At 70.5% G+C, this 20,978-nt stretch carries 18 protein-coding genes and 4 pseudogenes; 8 read left to right on the top strand and 14 right to left on the bottom strand.

Translation table 11 applies throughout. The features are described from left to right. Positions 1-125: 125 nt before the first annotated feature. Positions 126-569: pseudogene (locus tag ACZ6Y1_RS24955) on the top strand (ISAzo13-like element transposase-related protein); the annotation flags it as partial. Positions 570-836: 267 nt separating this feature from the next. Here ACZ6Y1_RS24955 and ACZ6Y1_RS24950 read toward each other — a convergent pair. From ACZ6Y1_RS24950 to ACZ6Y1_RS24930, 5 genes are all read right to left on the bottom strand, one after another. Further along, a complete protein-coding gene (locus tag ACZ6Y1_RS24950) occupies positions 837-1,271 on the bottom strand; it encodes a hypothetical protein (RefSeq protein WP_469633817.1) in 435 nt (144 codons plus the stop codon). 12 nt (positions 1,272-1,283) lie between these two features. Beyond that, on the bottom strand, positions 1,284-1,691 hold the full coding sequence (locus ACZ6Y1_RS24945) for a hypothetical protein (RefSeq protein ID WP_469633814.1): 408 nt from the start codon (positions 1,689-1,691) through the stop codon (positions 1,284-1,286). A gap of 48 nt (positions 1,692-1,739) precedes the next feature. Next, positions 1,740-1,994 (bottom strand): hypothetical protein, encoded by a 255-nt coding sequence (locus tag ACZ6Y1_RS24940; protein WP_469633811.1) that lies wholly within the window; start codon positions 1,992-1,994, stop codon positions 1,740-1,742. Positions 1,995-2,097: 103 nt separating this feature from the next. Then, positions 2,098-3,621, bottom strand: coding sequence for a flotillin family protein (locus ACZ6Y1_RS24935; protein WP_469633808.1), 1,524 nt, complete (start codon positions 3,619-3,621; stop codon positions 2,098-2,100). 88 nt (positions 3,622-3,709) lie between these two features. Beyond that, positions 3,710-4,219 (bottom strand): hypothetical protein, encoded by a 510-nt coding sequence (locus ACZ6Y1_RS24930; protein WP_469633803.1) that lies wholly within the window; start codon positions 4,217-4,219, stop codon positions 3,710-3,712. Positions 4,220-4,518: 299 nt separating this feature from the next. Between ACZ6Y1_RS24930 and ACZ6Y1_RS24925 the strand changes: the two genes are divergently transcribed. After that, the gene (locus tag ACZ6Y1_RS24925) at positions 4,519-6,417 is read left to right on the top strand and encodes an NAD-binding protein (protein WP_469633800.1); all 1,899 of its coding nucleotides are present in this window, start codon (positions 4,519-4,521) and stop codon (positions 6,415-6,417) included. A gap of 154 nt (positions 6,418-6,571) precedes the next feature. On the opposite strand, the gene ACZ6Y1_RS24920 is transcribed toward ACZ6Y1_RS24925, so the two are convergent. Further along, on the bottom strand, positions 6,572-6,781 hold the full coding sequence (locus ACZ6Y1_RS24920; RefSeq protein ID WP_469633797.1) for a hypothetical protein: 210 nt from the start codon (positions 6,779-6,781) through the stop codon (positions 6,572-6,574). Positions 6,782-6,982: 201 nt separating this feature from the next. On the opposite strand from ACZ6Y1_RS24920, the gene ACZ6Y1_RS24915 reads away from it, so the two are divergent. Genes ACZ6Y1_RS24915 through ACZ6Y1_RS24905 form a run of 3 tightly spaced genes read left to right on the top strand, consistent with a single transcriptional unit; the run spans position 6,983 to position 10,000 of the window. After that, positions 6,983-8,251, top strand: coding sequence for a cation:proton antiporter (locus tag ACZ6Y1_RS24915; protein WP_469633795.1), 1,269 nt, complete (start codon positions 6,983-6,985; stop codon positions 8,249-8,251). Further along, on the top strand, positions 8,238-8,705 hold the full coding sequence (locus ACZ6Y1_RS24910) for a CBS domain-containing protein (RefSeq protein ID WP_469633792.1): 468 nt from the start codon (positions 8,238-8,240) through the stop codon (positions 8,703-8,705). Before ACZ6Y1_RS24915 ends, ACZ6Y1_RS24910 begins: the two co-directional genes overlap by 14 nt. Beyond that, complete coding sequence (locus ACZ6Y1_RS24905; protein WP_469633789.1) at positions 8,702-10,000, top strand: ArsB/NhaD family transporter; 1,299 nt, start codon at positions 8,702-8,704, stop codon at positions 9,998-10,000. Before ACZ6Y1_RS24910 ends, ACZ6Y1_RS24905 begins: the two co-directional genes overlap by 4 nt. Before the next feature lie 106 nt (positions 10,001-10,106). Here the strand turns inward: ACZ6Y1_RS24905 and ACZ6Y1_RS24900 are convergent, their stop codons facing one another. The 5 genes and pseudogenes from ACZ6Y1_RS24900 to ACZ6Y1_RS24880 all read right to left on the bottom strand — a co-directional run bounded on the left by ACZ6Y1_RS24900 (position 10,107) and on the right by ACZ6Y1_RS24880 (position 12,870). Next, a complete protein-coding gene (locus ACZ6Y1_RS24900; RefSeq protein WP_469633786.1) occupies positions 10,107-11,087 on the bottom strand; it encodes a PucR family transcriptional regulator in 981 nt (326 codons plus the stop codon). Positions 11,088-11,213: 126 nt separating this feature from the next. Further along, complete coding sequence (locus tag ACZ6Y1_RS24895; protein WP_469633783.1) at positions 11,214-11,447, bottom strand: DUF4436 family protein; 234 nt, start codon at positions 11,445-11,447, stop codon at positions 11,214-11,216. A 321-nt stretch (positions 11,448-11,768) separates the two neighbouring features. Continuing rightward, a complete protein-coding gene (locus tag ACZ6Y1_RS24890; RefSeq protein ID WP_469633780.1) occupies positions 11,769-11,906 on the bottom strand; it encodes a hypothetical protein in 138 nt (45 codons plus the stop codon). 185 nt (positions 11,907-12,091) lie between these two features. After that, positions 12,092-12,443, bottom strand: a pseudogene (locus ACZ6Y1_RS24885) (transposase); the annotation flags it as partial. A 49-nt stretch (positions 12,444-12,492) separates the two neighbouring features. Further along, on the bottom strand, positions 12,493-12,870 hold the full coding sequence (locus ACZ6Y1_RS24880; protein WP_469633777.1) for a hypothetical protein: 378 nt from the start codon (positions 12,868-12,870) through the stop codon (positions 12,493-12,495). A gap of 857 nt (positions 12,871-13,727) precedes the next feature. On the opposite strand from ACZ6Y1_RS24880, the pseudogene ACZ6Y1_RS24875 reads away from it, so the two are divergent. Both ACZ6Y1_RS24875 and ACZ6Y1_RS24870 read left to right on the top strand, forming a co-directional pair. Next, positions 13,728-14,016, top strand: a pseudogene (locus tag ACZ6Y1_RS24875) (transposase); the annotation flags it as partial. A 906-nt stretch (positions 14,017-14,922) separates the two neighbouring features. Continuing rightward, positions 14,923-14,988 (top strand): annotated as a pseudogene (locus tag ACZ6Y1_RS24870) (DUF6207 family protein); the annotation flags it as partial. A 111-nt stretch (positions 14,989-15,099) separates the two neighbouring features. On the opposite strand, the gene ACZ6Y1_RS24865 reads toward ACZ6Y1_RS24870, so the two are convergent. Beyond that, a complete protein-coding gene (locus ACZ6Y1_RS24865; RefSeq protein ID WP_469634065.1) occupies positions 15,100-15,393 on the bottom strand; it encodes a hypothetical protein in 294 nt (97 codons plus the stop codon). Between the two features lie 422 nt (positions 15,394-15,815). On the opposite strand from ACZ6Y1_RS24865, the gene ACZ6Y1_RS24860 reads away from it, so the two are divergent. Beyond that, the gene (locus ACZ6Y1_RS24860; RefSeq protein WP_469633775.1) at positions 15,816-16,511 is read left to right on the top strand and encodes a PAS domain-containing protein; all 696 of its coding nucleotides are present in this window, start codon (positions 15,816-15,818) and stop codon (positions 16,509-16,511) included. A gap of 894 nt (positions 16,512-17,405) precedes the next feature. Here ACZ6Y1_RS24860 and ACZ6Y1_RS24855 read toward each other — a convergent pair. Together ACZ6Y1_RS24855 and ACZ6Y1_RS24850 are read right to left on the bottom strand one after the other, a co-directional pair. Next, entirely contained in the window at positions 17,406-20,468 is a 3,063-nt protein-coding gene (locus ACZ6Y1_RS24855; RefSeq protein WP_469633772.1) for a hypothetical protein, read from the bottom strand. Continuing rightward, positions 20,465-20,905: a hypothetical protein gene (locus tag ACZ6Y1_RS24850; protein WP_469633769.1), complete on the bottom strand. Its 441-nt coding sequence runs from the start codon at positions 20,903-20,905 to the stop codon at positions 20,465-20,467. Before ACZ6Y1_RS24850 ends, ACZ6Y1_RS24855 begins: the two co-directional genes overlap by 4 nt. Positions 20,906-20,978 lie beyond the last annotated feature (73 nt).

The raw sequence follows: 20,978 nt of genomic DNA, 5'->3' as shown, positions 1-20,978 counted from the left end.
TTGTTCTGTGAGCAGCTGTGTTGCAGAGTCAGGCAGCGCACTGCGGAACCGTGAGATGCGATCTCGGCCGCGGCTCTCACTCGGTTCTCCTCCCGGCGCGGTCGAGTAACACGGGCGTACGCGCCGTGGGCCGGGTCGTCGCGGCCTACGGGCACCGTCAACTCTCTCTGGAGTTTGAGGTGTTGTTCCCGCGGGTGGACGAGCGCCAGCGCCGGTTGTTGCTGGCCGCCGAGGCCCGTCTCTTCGTGGGGCACGGCGGTGTTCGCGCCGTCGCCCGGGCGGCCACGGTGAGCGAGACGACGGTGCGCAAGGGTGTGTTCGAGCTGGAGGCCGGCGAGGAACCCCTGGGCCGGGTTCGGCGTCCGGGCGGCGGCCGCAAGCGAGTCGGGGACCTCGATCCGGGGCTGCGGCCTGCTTTGTTGGCGCTGGTCGAGTCGGACGTGCGGGGTGATCCGATGTCGCCGCTGTGATGGACGGTGAAGTCGACCCGCGCCCTTGCGAGGGAGCTGACCCGGGCCCGGCACCGGGTCAGCGCGGACACCGTTGCCGCTCTGCTGCGGTCGGAAGGCTGACGTCTGCAGTCCAACGCCAAGACGCTTGAGGCAGCCAGCACCTCGAACCGGGACGGGAACCCGCCAGGCTCATCCCGGGGTTGTTTCCACACCCCGGTGATATTGCGTCGTCCGTCTGCTTTTCGACACGTCAGCAGCGATTCACTTGTCAGGCTCTGCTCTGCCTCGCCAGGCGCAGGGCCGACGTCCTCTTCGCGATGCTCCGCGACGGAACCTTCTGCGAACCCCGGCCGGCCAGCTGCTGACCACCGTCCCCGTCAGGGGTCACTGCGACGAGGAATCAGAGTTCGCCTCCAGAACAGCCAGCAGCTCCGCGAAGCGCCGGTCCTGAAAGGTTCCCGTGGCCAGCTCGCTCAGCGCGTAAGCCGTGGGCTTGAAGCCGTCTGGGTGATGGAACTCCGCACCCCACGCACCCAGCCGCACCGACCCCACCTCGTCCAGCCCCACGCGGTGGGTCCCCCACGGGTTGACCGCAACGATTTCGTCAGGGCCGACCTCAAGCCGGACCCTGAGAATCGCCCACCAGAAGAACAACGCGACGCCAACGGCCAGCCCCGACCACAGACCGGCCGTCCGGGCCGTCTCGGCTCCCGGAGAGGAAACCCACCCTGCCCAACCGAAGAGCGCCTTGCCATCACGACCTGCGATGACGCATGCTGCCCGACGCCCTGGTGACCAGGGCACCCTTCTGGTGTCCACGCACACGCAACCTCAGCCCCGTGGCCGCAGGCCGTACCCGTCGCCGTGAGCAAGGCGGAAGAGGACCTTGGCGTACACGATGGTTGCCGCAGCGGTGACGGTTGCCAGGAACGCCAGGGCGAGGATGCCCATCAGTGCGGGCCACTGCCGCAGTGCGTCGCTGCGGCAGATCCTGTCTTGAGGCGACGGGTCGGCGAACGGGCCTTGGCACAGAGCGTGGGACCCCTTGTACGAGGACACCTCGGGGCCGTAGTCGGCGACCATGAGGAAGACGAAGCATCCCCAGATCACCATGGCAAGCAGCATCCAGACGATCGACCACCCCTCAATGCGGCGCGCGTCTCGGGCCCTCTTCTCAGCCTCCTCCGGTGCGGTGCCCGCAAAGACAGACTCTTTCAGAGTCGCCTCATCGGCTGCCATTTCTTACCTCTCCTGCTTTCATTTCACGCACTCTTGCGGATTGCCCGCTCAAGGCTCGGGCGTGCTGGTCGGCAGCGGAGCCGGCCATGGAGTGGGGGTGCTCGGCGGTGGTGGCCAGGAGTATTCGTATCCGGGCGGACTCCATGTGGGCGCCGGCTCCGGGGCGAACGGGCCTGCCCGGTTCGCCATGAGGAGCAGGATCGTCCCGGCAAGGATCGGGGTGATGATGATCAGGGTGAGTCCGATGGGGTTGCGCGGGTTGTAGTAGTACCTCTGGGTGCCCCACTTGCTTCGTCTGAACACTGGCTCACGGTCGTAGTTCAGCTGGTCTCCCCCCTCGTTTCGTGTCTGCCTGCGCTCGCGTCCTTGGGCCCGCTCGCGGGCGGGCCCCCCGACGTTGTGCGGGCTAGCCGACGATTTCGATCTTGCCGTTGGCCGAGTTCGGCTCGGGCGTGACGGACGTCTTGGCGGCGGTCAGGCCGCCCAGGAGTTGGGCGAGGTCGACGCCGGTGGTGGAGCCGAGGAGTTCCATGCCCTGGGCGACGTTGTCGGCGACGGTGCGGGTGAGCTTGCTCGCGCCGTCGGTGGAGATGACGGTCATCTTGTCGATGGCGCTCAGCGGTTCGGCGGCCTTCGCGACCACCTGCGGGAGGATCTCGACCAGCATCTGGATCTTCGCGGCCTCGCCGTAGCTTTCGAAGGCGTCCGCCTTCTTCTGCATGGCCTCGGCCTCGGCGGCGCCCTTGGCCAAGATGGCCGCGGCCTCCGCGTCGCCCTCCAGGCGTACGGCTTCGGCGATGGCGGCGCGGCGGGCGCGTTCGGCCTCACCGCGCTTGGCGCCCTCGATCGCGTCGGCCTCGGCGAGGGCGGAGCGGCGCTGCTTCTCGCCTTCACCGGTCAGGCGGGCCCGTTCGGCTTCCGCCTGGGCGGCGGCGATGGCTGCCAGGCGCTCGGCTTCGGCCTGCTTGACGCGGGCGACCCGGAGCGCTTCCGCTTCCTGTTCGGCCTGGTAGCGGCGGGCGTCGGCGGGCTTGCGGACCTGGGTGTCGAGCTGGCGGTCGGTCAGGGCCGCCTGGCGTTCGGCGACCTTCTCCTGTTCGGTGAGGATCTGCTGCTGGCGGTCGGCGTCGGCCAGGGGGCCGGCGGCGTTGGCCTGGGCGGTCGCCGCGTCGGTCTCGGCCTTGATCTCGGCCTGGCGCAGGTAGAGGGTGCGTTGGGCGACGGCGATCTCCTCCTCGGCCTTCAGGCGGGCCTGTTCGGCGGCCTGGCGGGCGTTGGCCTCGGCGATGTCGGCTTCCTGCTTGGCGCGGGCGGCCTCGGGGCGGCCGAGGTCCTCCAGGTAGGAGCCTTCTGTGGTGATGTCCTGGATCTGGAAGGCGTCCAGGACCAGGCCCTGCCCTGACAGGCTGGCCTCGGCTTCCTCCGCGACCTGGCCGGCGAACGCGGCCCGGTCGCGGATGATGTCCTCCACCGACATGCGGCCGACGATGGCGCGCAGGGCGCCGGAGAGCACTTCCTGGGTGAAGCCGACGATGCCGTCCTGCTGTTGGAGGAAGCGCTGGGCGGCGGCGCGGATGGCGTCCTCGTTGCCGCCGACCTTGACGATCGCGACGCCTTCGAGGTTGGCCTTGATGCCGCGCAGGGTCACCGCGCCGCGGACGGCGATCGGGATGTGCCGGCTGGACAGGTCGAGGGTGTAGCGCTGCTGGACGAACGGGACGACGAACACCCCGCCGCCGACCACGACCTTCTGGCCGGTGTTGTCGGTCGATATCCGACCGGTCTCCGGATCGGTGGAGCGTTTGCCGCGGCGCCCGGTGATGATGAACGCCTCGCTGGGTCCGGCGACCTTGTAGCGGGTGACGACGACGAGGGCGAGCAGGACGAGGAGTACGACGACTCCCACGACCGCGGTGACAACAGGACTCATGGCGGTTCCCCCCTGCCTCCCGGGCGGGGGCAGACTCAAGGGCTGATGGAAAGAGGATCCGAAGGCGGAGGGCCTTTGGTGATGCTGCTCAGCGGTTGACGGCGCGGACGTTGACCGAGGTCGTGGACGGCGTGGCCGTCACCCAGATTTCGGCCCCCCGCTCTATCGGGGCGTCGGCGGTCGCGGCGTACTTCAGCGGCTGGCCGCCGAGCGACAGCAGAACCTCGCCGTAGCCGTCTGCGGGGATGGCGGTGACCACCCGGCCCGCTGAACCGACGAGGTCCGCCTGCTGGGGGGCGCTGCCGTCGCCGTCCCGTTGCAGGGTCCGGCTGAAGCCGTACGTCGCCCAGCCCACGCCTGCTCCGGCCAGCGCCCCCGCGGTGGCTGCCGCTCCCTGCCCGAGCCCCGTGGACCCGAGCACGATCGCCCCCGTGAAGCCGAGCATCGAGACGAAGCCCGCGATCACCGGCAGCGACAGCCACCCGTCGAACAGTCCGTCCAGGGCGCCGTCGAAGACCCCTTCGAGCACCCCGTCGAACACCAGCGAGGCAGCGAGCAGCACGGCTCCCCCGATGCCGAGACCCAGAAACAAGCCCATGGGCCCTCCCCGTCTGACCGCTGCCTTCCCGCTGGACAACTGCAGACTGGCAGGAGAACGCGGACTCACACATTGCCTGTGATCGGCAATCTTTACGCCTCTTTGACGCACATGGTCGAGGCGTTGGGGGATCGGAGGTCTGCTTGTCGGTCGGTCGGTCGGTCGGTCGGCCGCGGCGCCCGCGCGGAGCGCCGTAGCCGTAAACGCCGGAAACCCGGTGCGCATGGATGCCGGGTACAAGGCATCCTGGGGCCGTGTCGAATACCCCGCAGGCTCAACTTCCCCTTCCCGCTGGTCAGATGGTCGTCTGTGGCGATGACGGCCTGGCCCGTCGACTGGCCGCCGAGCTGCGGGACGTGTACCGGGAACGGGTGACGCTCGTGGTCCCGGCGGGTGCGCACGCGCCGCATGTGGCTGTCGGCCGGTGGACCGTACGGAGTCTCGGGCTGCGCGGGCGTGTACCCGGTAGCAGGCAGGCAGGACCGAGCTCGACAGAGCACGCGGCCAGTGGGGATCTGCGTGTCGTGGAGGCGGCGGAGCCGGACGAGGAAGCGCTGGTCACGGCGGGGGTGGCAGGTGCGGCCGCGCTGGCGCTCGTGTACGAGGACGACAACACGAACGTGCGGGCCGCGCTCGTGGCTCGCCGCCTCAACCCGCGGCTGCGGCTGGTGATCCGCCTGTACAACCGCAAGCTCGGTCAGCACCTCGAGGAGCTGCTTGACCAGGCGGCGGTCGTCGCCGAGCCGGGTGTCGATCTGCGCGAGCTGGACTCGTCGACGACCGTTCTCTCGGACGCGGACACCGCCGCGCCGGCGCTCGCTGCCAGCGCGATCGCCGGAACCAGCAAGGTCGTCCAGGCGGACGGTCTGCTGTTGCGTGCGGTGGAGCGTACGCCTCCGGGGCGCGGCCGAGTCGCCGATCCTGGCCTGTGCACCCTGGCGCTGCTGTCCGCGACCGCCGCTGATCCGGCCGGAAGCGAAGGCTCGGACCGCAGCGGTGACCAGGGCCCACAGCTGCTGCCCGATGACCGGTCGGTGGCAGCCGCGACCGGCCGCGGCATCGTGGCGCTGGAGGCGATGACGCATGCGGGTTCGCCGGTACCAGGGCGTCGCCTGGCCAGGACGTCGCTGCCGGTGGCGTCGCTCTTCTCGCGGCGGCTGCGCTGGTCGCTGGCCGGCATCGTGGCCGCGGTGACGGGCCTGGCGGTGGCGTCCTGGCTGACCACTGGCGACCACCCCCTGCACGCCGCGTACATCACGCTGCTCGACATCTTCGCGATCAACGACCCGGCGGTCGACGAGGCTCCCGAGCGCAAGACGCTGCAGATCCTGGCCGGCTTCGTCGGCCTGCTGCTCCTGCCGGTGCTGGTCGCCGCCGCGCTGGAGGGCCTGGGGGCGTTCCGCAGCGCGTCGGCGCTGCGCCGCCCGCCCCGCGGACTGTCCGGGCACGTGGTCCTGCTGGGCCTGGGCAAGATCGGGGCCCGGGTCCTCGCCCGACTGCGGGAGTTGGACATCCCGGTGGTGTGCGTCGAGTCCGACCCGGATGCCCGCGGTCTCGCGCTCGCCCGCCGCATGAGGGTGCCCGTCGTCCTCGGGGACGTCACCGAGGAGGGCGTGCTGGAGGCCGCTCGGATCCACCGCGCCCACGCGCTCCTGGCCCTGACCAGCGCCGACACCACCAACCTGGAGGCCGCCCTGTACGCGCGCGCGGTCAGACCGGACCTCCGGGTTGTCATGCGTCTGTATGAGGACGACTTCGCCACCGCCGTCTACCGCACGCTGCGCGCCGCACACCCTGCTGCTCTCACCCGCAGCCGCAGCGTCACCCACCTGGCCGCGCCCGCCTTCGCCGGCGCCATGATGGGCCGGCAGATCCTCGGGGCCATCCCGGTGGAGCGGCGAGTGCTGCTCTTCGCAGCCCTGGACGTCGCCGGGCACGTGCAGCTGGAAGGCCGTACCGTCGCCGAATCCTTCAGGCCGGGGGCATGGCGGGTGATCGCCCTGGACACCGCTTCGCCGGAGGAACGGCTACCGGACCTGTCGTCCACGCCCGGCGAGGCGGCCGAGCCCCACACGCGTCTGGTGTGGGACGTCCATCCGGGCTACGTCCTCAAACCTCAGGACCGAGTCGTACTCGCTGCCACGCGCCCGGGGCTGGCCGAGCTCCTCGGCCGCCGGGACGTCCACGCCTCGGGCTGACCGGACACATCCGGCTGCGGCGGAACCGGCGGCGGCAGCCCCCGCAGCCCGACTCCTCAGCGGGCTCCGTACACCTCGCGCCGGGCGCTGCCGCACAGGAACACCCCTCACCACAGGTTCCTCCAATGCCGCGGTCGTCCGTTGATCAGGCCGCCTACTTGGCCGGCTCTGCGCGCCGTGCGCTCGGCCTGCGCGGCATGAGGGTGTAGAGGCAGAGCACGGCCCAGGCGTAGGGGCGGGCGGGCAGTTGTCGGCCTCGCAGGCCGGGTGGCGTCCAGCCGGTGAGGATCGCCAAGGGGACAGGCAGCGCGAGCAGTGTGCCCGCCGCGAGGGCGATCGCGTGGTAGGTGGGGTTGCCGTTCATCGGTACCTTCCTGGATCGAACGCCCACGATGGACGGGTTGCCCGGGACTTGTTCATGCCGGACTCCGGCAAGTTCCAGAGAGTCGAACTGCTGTCAGGGAACCGTCAACGGAGCGTATGGAACGTGTAAAGTCCGCCGTGGTGTGCCGGGAAGCCTGGTCGGCGATAGGGAGAGCTCTCTTCGCTGATCGGAGTCTGAGTCATGGTGCTCGTCGCTGTCTTTGGTGTGGGGCTGCTGGTCGCCGTGCTGCTGTCCGGGCTTGCCGCCCGCACGGTCCTGTCCACCTCGCTGCTGTTCCTGCTCGGCGGGGCGCTGGTCAGTGACGGTTTCCTCGGGCTGATCCACATCACGGCGGACAGCGAGATCGTCTCCGTGACTGCCGATCTGGCCCTGTTCGCGGTGCTGTTCACCGACGGGATGCACGTCTCCTTCCCGAAGCTGCGGCAGAACTGGAAGAACCCGGCCCGCGCGCTGGGGCTCGGCATGCCGCTGGCCATGGCCGGCATGGCGCTGATCACCCACTACCTCGTCGGGCTGGACTGGACGACCTCCTGTCTCGTCGGCGCCGTGCTCGCGCCGACCGATCCGGTCTTCGCCTCGGCGATCGTGGGCCGCAGGGAAGTCCCGGCGAAGCTGCGGCAGCTGCTGAACGTCGAGAGCGGAATCAACGACGGTCTCGCGCTGCCCGTCGTCCTGCTCCTGATCGCCGCGGCCGGTCCCACTACCGGTCAGGCGGGCGCCTCCGTCGGCGAGATCGCCCTGGAGCTCGGGCTCGGTCTGGTTTTCGGTGTCGTTCTGCCGCTGGCGGTGGCGGGTCTGGTCCGGCTGCGGCTGCTGGGGGCGGAGCCGAAGCTCCAGCCTCTGCTGCCGCTCGCGACCGGGATCATCCTGTACGGCGCATGTCACCTCACCCACGCCAACCCCTACCTCGCGGCGTTCTCCGCCGGCGCCGTCCTGGCCTCCGTCTCGCCCGAGGCGAAGACAGTGTTCGAGCCGCTGGGCGAGATGCTCGCGGAGCTGGCGAAGTTCGCAGCTCTCCTCGTCTTCGGTGCGCTGCTGACGCCGGCGCTCTTCGGTGATCTGTCAGTGGGCGGGTACGTGGCCGTGGTGCTGGCGATCGTCCTGATCCGCCCCGCCTCGCTGCTGGTCTCGCTGCTGGGGGCACGGATCGAGCGGCGGCAGAAGCTGGTGGCCGCCTGGTTCGGGCCCAAGGGCTTCGCGTCCGTGGTCTACGGCCTGCTCGTGCTCCAGGCCGGAATCCCCCAAGGGGAGGAGGCGTACACGCTGATCGCCGTCTGTATCGCGTTCTCGATCATCGCCCACTCCAGCACCGACGTCCCCATCGCCCGCCTCTTCGATGTGGAAGATCTCACCGGCATCCCTGACGACGACCGGGCCGCCGAGCCGACCGTCACCGTTTTCGCCCCGCGCAGTGCACTCGACCAGGAGAAGCAGCATGATCGCCCGTGATCTCGCCGAGCCCTACCCGTATGTGAGGACCGACGACCCGGCCGTGGACGCGGTACGCCTGCTCGCCGAGCACGACCTCGCCGCCCTTCTGGTCCTGGAGAGGGACGGGACCCCGTACGCGGTCGTCCCCGGATCCCAGCTGGTGCGGCAGCTGGTGCCCGAGTACGTCATGGAGGATCCGCTGCTGGCCGCGGTCATCGACGACCGGCACGCCGACTCCCTCACCGAGGGCCTCGCCGGAAAGACCGTCGCTCAGTGGATCCCGGCGCATGCCTTCAGGCCGGCATTCGTCGGCCCCGAGGCCGGTGCGCTGCAGATCGCAGCGCTCATGGCACGTACCCACGTACCGCTGGTCGCCGTCATCGACCGGGACGGCGAGGGGCGCCGGCTGGTCGGCGTCGTCTCGGCCGCATCTTTGATGCGTCATCTTCTCGACGTGGGGGGTCAGGGGTGAGCGGCTGGCAGAGCTGGGCGGCGGTCGCGGTTTTCGCGGGCGTCTACTTGCTGATCATCACCGAGTGGGTCCACCGCGTCGCCGCCGCCCTGGCCGGCGCGGCGCTGATGCTGGCCATCGGTGCCACCGACGACGCGTCGGCCTTCCACTCGGATGAGACCGGCATCGACTGGAACGTCATCTTCCTGCTGCTCGGCATGATGATGATCGTCGGGGTCCTCAAGCGGACCGGCCTGTTCGAGTACCTGGCGATCTGGTCGGTGAAGAAGGCCAAGGCCAGACCGTACCGGGTGATGGCCATGCTGATCGTCATCACGGCCGTGGCTTCGGCGCTGCTGGACAACGTCACCACGGTGCTGCTGGTCGCCCCGGTGACGCTCCTGGTGTGCGACCGGATGAAGCTGTCGCCGGTGCCGTTCCTGCTCGCTGAGGTGTTCGCCTCCAATATCGGTGGCACCGCCACCCTGGTCGGTGACCCGCCCAACATCATCATCGCCAGCCGGGCCGGCCTGACCTTCAACGACTTCCTGGTCCACCTCGCCCCGCTGGCCGCGGTCCTGACCGTTGTCCTGGTGCTGTTGTGCCGAGTCATGTTCGCGAAGTCCTTCGTCTACGACGAGAAGCGCGCTGCCGAGATCATGGAGCTGCGGGAACGCGAGGCGATCAAGGAACCGCGACTGCTCGTGCAGGGCCTGGGCGTCCTGGCGCTGGTCGTGGCCGGTTTCGTTCTGCATCCCGTCCTGCACTACGCGCCCAGCGTCGTCGCCCTCCTCGGCACCGGCCTGCTGGTTGCGATCTCCAAGGTCGAGACCGGGGAGGTGCTCGGCGAGGTCGAATGGCCCACCCTGGCGTTCTTCGCCGGCCTGTTCGTCATGGTCGGCGCCCTCATCGAGACCGGCGTCATCGCAGAGCTGGCCGGCCACCTCGCCGACGCCATCGGAGGCGCCGAACTGGGCGGTTCCATGCTCCTGCTGGGCGGCTCCGCCGTCCTGTCGGGGATCGTCGACAACATCCCCTACGTCGCCACCATGGCGCCCATCACCAGTGAGCTCGTCACCGACATGGGAGGCGACCCTGACCACGTCCTGTGGTGGGCCCTCGCCCTCGGCGCCGACCTCGGCGGCAACGCCACCGCCATCGGCGCCTCCGCCAACGTCGTCGTCCTCGGCATCGCCGAACGCAACCGCCATCCCATCACCTTCTGGCAGTTCACCAGATACGGCCTCATCGTCACCGCCGTGACCATCGCCATCTCCGCCCTGTACCTGTGGCTGCGCTACTTCGCCATGGCGTAGGAAACCGGCGTATGGAAGCCGTCTCCATCGCCTGGCGCACTGGCCGCGCTGCCGCGTCCGGGAGCACAGGGCGGCCCGCGGAAACCGCACGCCCTGAGGCACGGGCTCACGCCTCGGTGTGGGGCCAGTCGAGCAGGCGGGCGCCGATCACAGCCGTCTGGAGGGTGTAGCGGTTGACCGGGTCGGCGGGGTCGGCGCCGGTGAGGCTGTGGATCCGCTCCAGCCGGTAGGTCAGCGCCCGCACGCTCAGCGACAGCCGACGCGCGGCCTCGGTCGCCACGCAGCCGCTGTCGAAGTACGCGGTAAGTGTGTCAATGAACGTCTGGGCGCCGCCGCGCCAGTTGCGGAGCGGGCCCAGCACGTTTTCCACCAGGTCGGCCATAGCCTGCCGGTCCCGCGTCAGGACCGGGTAGACCAGCAGGTCCGCGGCGTGCAGCACCGGTCCGGCCAGGCCCATCCGCTCGGCCAGGTCGAGGGCGTTGAGCGCCTCCTCGTAGGAGTGCACCACGCCGCCGGCGCCGGGATGGGAGCGGCCTATGGCCACTTTGCCGCCGTCGGTGGCGGCGTACGCCTGCTTGGCGAAGAACGCCAGGACGTCCGGCTGGTCGCCGGGGGCCACACAGATCAGCCGCCCGTCCTTCGTGGTGAGCAGGATCTGCCGACCCGCGAACCGGGCCAGCACGGCCGACTCGATCCCGCGGGCCACCGGGTAGCCGTCTCCGTACGGCTCCGACCCGCTCGCCACGGCCACCGCGTGGGCCTGGGAGAGGCGCAGTCCGAAGCGCTCTGCGCGCTCGGACAGTCTCCCGAGATCGCTGCGCCCGTAGAGGAGGTCGTCGATGAACTCGCGGCGTGCGGCCTCCTCCTGGCGCACGGCCTGGTGCTGGGCGCGCTCGTAGCCTTCGACGAAGGCGTCCACTGCCTGTTCGGTTACCGCAAGGAGGGAGCCTGCCTGCTGGATCGGCACCCGGGTGAGGACGTCCTGGGACACGGCCAGGTGCTCGCGGATCATCACGCGCAGAGTGAGACCGAGCTCTGCGGCCCGCTCCCCCTCGGAGCGGCGTGCCTCCAGCTCGGAGCGCGTCATCCGGCGCCCGGTGGTACAGGCATCACGCAGGCACTCGGCATACTCCGTCAGCCGGTCTTGCAGTGCTTCTCGCTCGGTCACGCACTCCCCCGTTCTCGTCGCGTCGGCCAACCCGTTGACGCGCAATCAGGTTGCCATAGGCAGCAAGCGGTCCTTCACCGGCAGCCAAGGGCGGGGAAAGACTGACGGCCGACGGCAATGCGACGATCGCCTCGGGCCCACAGGAAAGGCCGTGCAGTCCAGCAGGCATTCGATGGGGGGCGCGCCGGGCGCCGTGTTCCGGAAGGCCCCCAGGACGAACAGGGTCGCCGCCGCCCTCCAGCCCATCGCCGGCCAGACCAGTCCTCTCGCCCAATGCACCGATGCCGGACACCCTGTCCTCCGCTTCCGCCGCTCCCGTGACCACGGTGCCCGGCTGGCTCTTCGTGCTGTTCGTCGTCGGACGCCTTCCCCCCTGAGCTCGGCAGTGACCCCTGGGGCGCCGTAGGTTCCGTCCGATTCGAGGCGCACGGCCCGTATCGGGTGGCGAGCCCGGGACCCGGGCGTCGGCCGCCTGCCGGGTTGCCTGGTCCGCGGCCGTCCGGCGCCAGCAGTAGGAGCTGGAGCGGGCGGTGCCGAGGATGGTGCACAGCCGCTTCACGCCGTACCGGCGCTGGTGGTCGGCGACGAACTGGAAGCGGTTCACCAGCGCGTCTCCCCGGCGAGATACTGCACCGCCTTCCGCAGGATCTCGCGTTCCTCCTCCAGCTCGCGGACCTTCTCGCCCAGGGCGCGTTCTCCGCCTCCAGCGGCGTGGGCGCCTCGGTCGTCCCTCGGCACGGCGTCCCCGGGGCCGGCTCGCGCCAGCCGCCAGGCCCCAGTTCCGCAGCGTCTCCGGGTTGACCCCCAGATCAGCGGCGACCGACCTGATCATCGCTCCCGGCCGCGACTCGTACACGCGACCGCATCCGCCTTGCACTCCGGCGGATAGTGCTTCATGACCACGGGGATATCCGTCATAGGTACTCGCGAGCATCGGCCCAGGCGGTGCGGCTCGCTTCCAGGGCCTTCGTCCCGGCTGCGGCGAGGGTGTCGACCAGACGAGAGACGGTCGGGCCGGAGGCCACCGGCCGAATTGCTGCAGGCCCGGCCCGCAGCATGCCGACATCGGCCAGACAGTCCCCGCCCAGCGCGACTGTGAGCGCCACATCCAACAGGATCTGCCTTGCCCGGATCGTGCACCGCCCGAGGACGTCGCCAGGGCGCGAGCGCCGTCGATATCGCTCTGTCGAGTCCATTCTTGCGGGCGGTCTCGACCAACAGCACAGCACCGGCCTGGGAGACGCGGGTATGTCCCGCTATGCAGACATGCCCTATTCTCCCAGTTCAGAGGCGTTCTCCAGTAGGTCTGATCTGCGGCTGAACATCAGCTCAGGTCCAGCAAAGGTTCGCCTTCCATCAGCCGCGGTCGCCGGGAGTGCCATCGGGCATCGTCTGCCTGGCCGTTCAGGGGCACGGTGGCCAGTTGGAAGCGGGCATCCAGGGCGTCGAGCTCCGCTTGCCGCGCGGCCCGAATCCTGTCGGTGAACACAGGCCATGCTTCCGCGATCCAGCGACGGCAGCAAAGCCTGTCCGCGTACTCCCGGATGAGTTCGGCGTCGAACCCCTCTTCGGCGTCCTCGACCAACGCCTCCCATGCCTCCATCATGGCGTTGAGCGTCACCATCCCGTATCGCGACGCCAAAGCTCGGCTTGCCCGGTGCACCGACTCGTAGTCATCTGCGCTGAGCGCCTTCATGTCCATGAGCACAGCCTGCCAGCTGTGACACCCCGGATGGATGCGTCACCCGACAGGTGAAAGCACCGTGGCAGAGATGACGACCGGCCGGGTTGCATCAGCCCAGATCACAGGCAGTGAAGCAACCGGCCAGGAGGCTGATCGAGCAACCGTCATGAAGGCCCGAGGTTAGGCAACCAAAGGGGCGGCGCTCCGCCGTTTCTTTCACCTATTCGACCTTCCCCACCCGCGACTCGCGAGGATCACCCAGCCCCGCACCGGCACGTGTGCTCCGAGGGCCGCGGACTTCACCCGCATCCGACGCGCGCCGCCATCTCCGGAGCCGGGGACCCGTAACAGGTCCGGGTGACGTCTTCGCGCGTCGCAGCGGGGTTCTCCAGCGTCGTCAAGACCGCGCACACCGCAAGCGTCACCGCGAGGGCCTTCGCCTCGTACAGCGTGAGCCCGTCCAGGACGGGGGACGCGCCCCGGTACACCGCCGCTAAGGCCCCGTCGAGGCCGTACGGCGACCGCCTCAGGCTCTTCGACGGTGTACCGGGCGTTTGTCCCAGGGGCCGCCGCGTGTCTTGGGCCGGTGCGCGCCGCAGGCGCCCGGCAAAAGGCAGTCCGCGCCAGCGGACCGGAATTGCCGGTGAACGCGCCCGAAGGGCGCCCGGCAATATCGCCCGCAGGGCCCGCCAGGGCCCGGAGGGCAGCGCCGGACACCGTGTGGCACCCTGGGCCGCGCCCCAGAAAAACGCTTGAACCCCGTACCAAAAGACCTCGCTGCGCCCCGTCTCGCACGCAAGCGCGGACCATCATCACGGCGGCCTGCGCGGGGAGTTCGTCAGCGCTGTTGGGCCGGGCGAGGCGTCGGTGTGGACGTGTCAGCGCCACATCGGCCGGCATGCCCGTTCGTGGTGCCACGACGTGGACTGGCGGATCAGGCCTGGGAAGTCATAGGACCATTGCTGGCTCCACCCCGGATGGGTCGCCCCGTCCGGGACCAGCGCCAGGTCTTGAACAGGATCCGGAGGAAACTGTCCACCGGTGCTGCCTGGCGGGACCTGCCCAAAGGGCTACGGACCGTGGAAGACAGACTATGAACGGTTCCGCCGCTGGTCGGCGGACGGAGCCTGGGACCGGCTCCTGGCCCACATTCAGCGGCACTCCGCTTCGCAGCGGGTACTGGGACGGTTGTGCGGCGCCCGTTGCCGATGTTCTACCTGGTGTGCTGAGCGGGCGGCGGGGTCTGGACCTGTGCACCAGGCGCGCAAAGGGCCACGGACCAGAAGACGATCGTCGCGGTTGGACTGGTGTTCCGGGCGACTGCGCGCCAGCCATCGCTCGTTGGCGAATTCGTTCTGACCATGAGGTTGACGTTGCCTCCGTCGAAGGCGTTGTAGCCGCCGCCGGTGGGCACTTGCCCGAAGGGGCAGGTCGCCTGGGAGTCGCGGGTCTGACCAGGTGGGATGCTGACATGCGGGCCGTCGATCCAGGTGTAGACGTCTGCCGCAGCGGACTTCGTTGCGGGGGCCTGAACGTTGTGGGCCGGTTGGTTCTTCCCTCCCGGTTGATCAGCTCTGTCGTGGGTGGCCCCAGTGGCTGTCCCACTTGCGGCGAGGAGGGCGGCGGTGACCAGGGCGGTGATCGAGGAGCGCTTCACCTCGGAACTTCCGTGCGGTGTGAGCAAGACGCATCTTGAATTCCCCCCATCCCTGCCTCGTTCTCCCACTGTCACGCATTCGGAGTATGTAGACGCGAAAGGCCGGACGGGACTCACCTGCGGTGGCCCACCAGGCCCGGCCCGACCATGGGGAGGCGATGCGACTTCTTCGACCCTCCTGAGCAGTAGCAAGACAGCAGGGCGACCGACCGGCTCGTACCTCATCCTGACCGATCTTGCGGGACGCCCACCGCTCGGTGGAGCGCTTCCACGGGATGCCGTTGAGGGCCTGGCGCCGGTCCCGGACAGCGTCCCGCCGGTGATGACGGGCGGAGCCAGGTTCCAATCCCTCGTGCGGGTGGAGCCGAAGCCGCCGGCGAACCGCCCCGATTTTCACCCACGTCGCAGCGGTCATGAAGCCGATCGGCGAGAAGCACATCGCGGAGCCCGGCCTGGTGGTGCTGGACATCAGCGGCGGGGACGAGGACACCGTCCGGGCCGTCATGAGTGCGCTGGAGGACCGCTGGGCAACGTCGGGGTGTCGGCCCGGTGCCACGGGATCCCGGCGAGCCCTGTGTCCGGGCCCGGATCTACGCCGACGTCCTGCGCCCGGGACGGCACGCCCCGTGAGAGGAGCGAGGCTGGCCGACGATAACGACCAGGGACGTGTTGGCCCTCATCTGCTTGCGTGGAACCTGGGGGGCGTGCCCTCGGGGGCCAGTTAGGCGCGCGCGAGTGCAGGTCCCGGGTCGGGTCGGGCTTGTGCAGGTCGCCGGTGGCGGAAGGTCCACGACGCCCGCCGGCGTGCACAGTGCGTTTTTGTCGCCGTCCAGGGTGTCTGGGTCCAGGGCGAGTTCGCGTGATGCCTCGGCCTGGGTGAGCATGGCCTTCACGCCTGAGGTGGACATGGCGCGCTTGCGGTGCTGAGCCGGCTCCCCGTCGGTGAACATGCCCCGCGGGTCGTGGGCGGGCAGCCGGGCAGTTGTTCGGCCATGTCTCCGGCTGCCCAGACCGCGGCCTCTCCCTGCCGGTGCACTTCCACCTGTACTCGTCCCGGACGTACCAGCCCAGTCCCTCCACATGGCGGAGGCCGGTTCGGCGAGCCAGAACCTGTCTCGAAGGGTATTGCGAAGCCCACTACCGAGCAGGGGCCTCCGGGCTGCGGATGCGGTGAACTGCGGGCAGGTCCAGCATGGGACCAGGCATGACCTCGTCTGGGTGGGGGTGAGGAGGCTCCCCAGTGGGCTCTGACCGGCTGCCGCCCAGGTGGCTCTTCTCTGGTACTCACGAAGCCCTTCTGTCCGCAGTGGCGGAGGCATCGTCCGCTGATGTGCTGGAGCAGGCCGGCGAGTACGGGATCCTCCGGAACATCCTGGACGGTACCTCCGCCGCGGTGGCCGTGCTGGACCGAGAACTGCGCTACTTGTATGTCAATGCCGCCATGGGCCGGATGGGTGGGGTGCCGGCCGCGGCGTTCCTGGGCCGGACCATGACCGAGGTACTGCCGAACATCCACCGCTCAGACGAAATCCTGCGCATGGTCCTCGCCGATGGACAGCCCCGGACGCTGACGGTCACCGGCACCACACGCGCGTCCTCGCCGTTTCGGCGCAGGCAGTGGAGCGCGGTCTACCACCGGCTGGAGCGCAAGGGCCGGATAGTGCGCCTTTGCGGCATCGGCGTCGAGGTCAGCGGGCTGCGCCAGTACATGGACGATCTGGAGAAGGCCCACCAGCGCCTAGCGCTGCTGGACACCGCGTCCACCCGGGTCGGCACCACGCTGGGTGTGGAAAAGACCTGTTCCGAGCTGGCCGGCTTCGTGCCGCTGCCGACGCGAGAGCGTCCGGTCGGGGGCGTGTTCCTGGGCAGGGCCGGGGGCTCGGGGCCGTTCACGGACGACGACGTGGTGGTGGTCCAGGACCTGGCGGCCCGGGCCGCCGTCGCCATCGGTCCTGCCGAAGACGACGTCGCCCTGCTCGCGACCCGCCTGCACACCACCTGACCGCCACGGGGCCGGACCGGATGGGCAGCGTGGGATGCGCTGTCCGCACGTCAGTTTCAGGGAGCGGTGGAGCCAAGGGCGTGCCTGGCGTCGAACCAAACTGCTCGGAGCCGTAGTGCTGCTGGCAGCGGCTCATCGTGTCGATGTCCGAGAGGTGCCGGCCGAGCGGGCGGTGGCGCGGGCGGACGAGAGAGACGCCGACACCGTCAACCAGGAACTGTCGATCGCGCGCAAGGCGATCGGCTCGTGGCAGCGTCAGGGCTGGATCGTGGGCGACCCGACAATCGGCATCGAGCGGCGGCCGGCACCGCCGGACCGCACCAAGGCCCTGGCCGAGAACCAGATCGCCGCCCTGCGGCGGCTGGACACCGGGGCCGGACCCTGGCCGAGGGCGGCGCGACCGAGGATGCGCTGGCAGTCCGGCACCGCCCCGCTGCTGCCACGCCTGATCGCGGGCCGCACCCGCGGCCCGCTGTTCCTCACCGGAGGTAAGACTCCGGCCGGAACGCCGACTCTGGATGTGTGTTCCGAGGCCGGCCGAGCCCGACTGTCGTATCGCCGCGCTGAGGCGATCTTCGAGGAGAACATGCGGCTGCTGGCCAACCCGCTTGCCTCACCTGAGGACATCGAGGACCCGGACGGCTTCACGCTGCACCGGCTGCGGCACTCCGCGCTCACCCAGCGACGACACGGAGGGCCACCTCCACGCCGATGCTGCCGGCCCGCTGCCGCCACGCCTCGGTCCGCTCCGTGGAGCGGTACGCCCGCCCCGGCGCCGACGTGGTCACCCGGCACTTCGCAGAGCGCGGCCCCGCCGCACGTCGCCGGACGTGACACCCCTCGATTGCGGCTGGTGACAGCGTTCGGCCCTTATGTCGACCCGCTGCCGGCTTTTCAAGGGGCTCGGCGCCGCGCCGGACGTACGAGCCACCGCCAGGGCAGGTGGTGCCGACGGATCACCCGGCGCACTGCCCTGGCCTCTTCCTCCGCGCCCGTCCCCTCGTGGAACCGTGCCAGGAGCCCGAGGATGCGGACCACGTCCTCGCGGTAGGAGCCGGAATTGCCGGCTTCCGCCATCAGGTCCTCGTACACCCCGACCGCACGGCGCAGCCGCTCTTCAACCCCCGTGTCATGTGACATGCCCCAACGATGGAGAGCAAGTTCGACGAGCGCCTCCGCGTAATCGAGGCGGTCCCTCGTCAAGCCGCCCTCAGCCAGCCGCCGGTACGCGTCGGCGATCTCCGTACGCGCGGCGAGGCCGGTGGCGCCTTCGCGTGCCGCCACCGGGAGGAGCGCGGCGACGAGGCGCCGGGTGTAGACCCCTGCCCGGACCCGCGCCATGTACCGGTACACGGCGGTCTCCAAGGCGTCGATCGCCTCGATTGTCTCGATCGTCCCGAGGGCCTGCTGCGGTGGGTAGTGCGCCCGGGGCACACCGCTCACGTCGGGCGGTGGTCGCATGCGGCTGCGCAGTTCGTCGGCCTCGGCGCGGATCACACGTGCTTCTGCGGCGCGGCCCTTCGCATTCAGGGCGTCGGAGTGGGCCCGCAGGGACTGTTCCAGCGAGGGGGTCAGCGCGTCCGGGTTCGCCTCGGCACGATGCCGGTTGATCTTGACCGCCCGGGTGCTTGCGTCGAGGGCCCGCCTCCGCCAGTCGGTGCCGACGGGGAGGGCGTGGTGCCAGGTGAGCAGGAAGATGGCGAGGTTGGACAGGGCCAGCGCGTAGGTCCCCGGGTGGTCGGGCGGGTCACCGGCCCTCCGGGGCCCGAGGAGGTGCACCGCTCCCTCCGTCGCGGCGACCGCGGCGGCGCCGCGCCCTGCGTCGGAGAGGTCGGCGCCGATGTTGAGAAGGCTCTGGCCGAGGTCGTTGCCGTCCAGCTCGGCGTCCCGCTCGGAGAGCAGGACAAGCACGTCGAGCGCCGCGGCATGGGCGCGAAACCCGTCCGCCTGCCGCCCGGCGGTGACGAGCGCCTGCCCGTGGACGCAGAGGGCCATCGCCCACCGGGCCTGTCGGTCGGCGGGGCCGAGCCCGGCGAACCGACCGTCGGGTTCGAGCCCGACGAATCGGCCGGCGGGGCCGAGCCCGGTGTACTGGACCTCGGGGCCGGCCTCGGCCAGGAGGCGCGCGAAGTGTACGGCCCGTCCCGCCGCTTCGACGGCCTCGTGCGGCCGGCCCAGAGTGGTGTGGCTGATGAAGAGGTCGCCGTATGCCCCGGCCAGGTGCGGGGTCTGCGAGCCGGGCCGCTCGGCCTCCAGCCGTTCCAGGAGCTCGACGACCCGCAGCCTTGAGTGGTATGCCTCCTCGTACCGTCCGGCGCCGTCCAAGGCGTCTGCCAGCTTGTTGTGGACGACGGCGTGCTGGTCCGGGACGTCGGTGTCCGTCAGCCAGTGCCGGGCGAGCCGTTCCACCAGGACCGCGCGGCCCGGGTCGAGGTCGGGGTGCTCGTGCCGGGGCAGACAGGCCTCGATCGCCTCCAGGAGTTCCATGTCGATGTCGTCGAGCGCGGCGACCGCGCCGAGTGCCCGTCCGCCGGCGGCGACGGCGAGCCATGGTGCCCGCCGCAGCAGCGGGTAAAGGTGGTCATGGCGCATGTGCCGCCAGCGTTCGGCGGACGCGGCCAGGAAGATCAACGCGCGGGGTGTCCACGACTCCGGCCGCCTCTCGCCGCCGTGCAGCAGGAGGCGGCCGAGCGCCTCCGGGGCCCATGAGGACGGCGGGTAGACGCTCTGCGCGCAGTGGCCGGGAAGGGTGAGGGCGAGGAAGTCCTCGGCGAGCCGGTCGGGCAGCAGCGGTTCGAGGACGACGGCTGGCCCGGATCCGGAGGGCGGGTAGCAGACGTTGTGGTCGGCGAGGACCCGCTCGGAGGGGTGCGGTGCGGCGGGCGGGCTTCCGGTCACCCGGTCGACGACGATCTGGCCGATCTCCCAGCGCATGGGCCCCGTCAGTGCGGCGGCGAACACGGCGCGGTTCATCACCTGCGGCGGAGTCGTGTACGTCCGCCCCACTGCGGCCGTCGCGCGGCCCTCGTCCTGGGTGTGGAGCCGCGTCCAGTGGGCCTGTTCGCGGTTGAGGAGGTACGTGACCAGGCCGGCGGCGTCGGTGGGCGGACGGCGGCCGTGGAGGTGGGCGTCGACGGCGACCAGGGCCGCCATGTGGACGGCCAGGGTCAGCCCGAAGTCCGGTCCGTCCAGGGGTACAGGCGAGGGCACCCGTATCGGCGGGGTACCGGGCGCGCCCGGGGTGGCTCCGAGGCGGGCGGCGAATTCGTCCCGGGCGGCCTCGAACATCTCTGCCCGTTCGCCGCCGCGCTCCCGCAGGGGCTCCAGGGCGTGGAGGGAAGTGGCCGCCTGGGAGTCGTGAAGGGCGGCCTGCACAGCCGGCCACTGATCCGTACTGCGGGCCAGCAGCAGCACCCGGGTCGGCAGGTCGGGGCGGTAGAGCAGCCGGTTGCTCAGTAACCAGGTGAGGTGGGGCAGCGGCCAGTGGTCGGCGTAGTCGACGACCAGCAGTACCCCGGCGGCGCCCGCGGCGCGAAGGTCGCCGCCGGCGCCGCCCGGGAGCACGTTGCCGGAGGCGTGCACGGCCCTGACGACCTTCCACCCTTCGGCGATGCTGTCCCGGGCGAACGCCGCCGCGAGGCGGCTCTTGCCCTGGCCGCCGGGCCCGTGCAGCCAGCGGACGGCGAGCCTCCGGCCGACGGCGCCGCGCCACGCTCGGAGGTCGGCGAGCTCATCCGTGCGGGCGGTGAAGGGGACGATCTCGTGCCGGGCGCTGAGCAGGCGGCTGGGCAGCTCCCGCAGCCATTCCGGGTCCGGCTCGGGCGGGGGCAGCCATTCCTCCAGGACGTAGGAGGGCGGCCCGTCCACGTACACATGAAGGTCGGCGCCGACCACGCCATACGCGAACCCCCCTTCCGCGGTGACGTGCTGACGTGCCGACGGGTCCGGCTCGGTCATGCCGGGGATTCGCCGACGGCCGGCCGGTGATGGTGCACATGCACGCTGCTGCCGGGTCCCTGGGCGCCGAAGGCGGTGCCGCCGGCGTGCGCGGTGATGTGCTGCGACCACTCCTGGGCGGCCGGGGGCACGGAAACCTCCTCGATCAGGACGCGCAACTCGTCAGCCGTCTCCGGGTGTTCGCGCAGCAGGGCGCCGATCCGGCGCGCCCAGGGGCGTACGAGGTCGTCGCGTACGCCGTCGGTGTCGTCGCTCTCGCCCGCGACCAGTTCCGCGTCGCCGTCCAACTGGGCCTGCAGCGCGGTGGACCGCTCGTCGCCACGGCGGCGGAAGAGCTCGACGACGCGCTCCCGGGTGCCCTCCCAGGCGCTGGTGGCCATGGCCGCCACGACGGTCGTCGCCCCCGTCATGGCCAGCACGGTCATCGGATCCGACATGGAACCCCTTTCCTGGCGCCGGGGTGACGTCATGCCGGCGAGGCTACCGACGCCGTCGCGTTCCGTCCGGTGC

Source organism: Streptomyces sp. NPDC053432 (genome assembly GCF_055585365.1).
The sequence above is the reverse complement of the archived record's forward strand: the minus strand, read 5'-3'. Positions and strand labels throughout refer to the sequence as shown.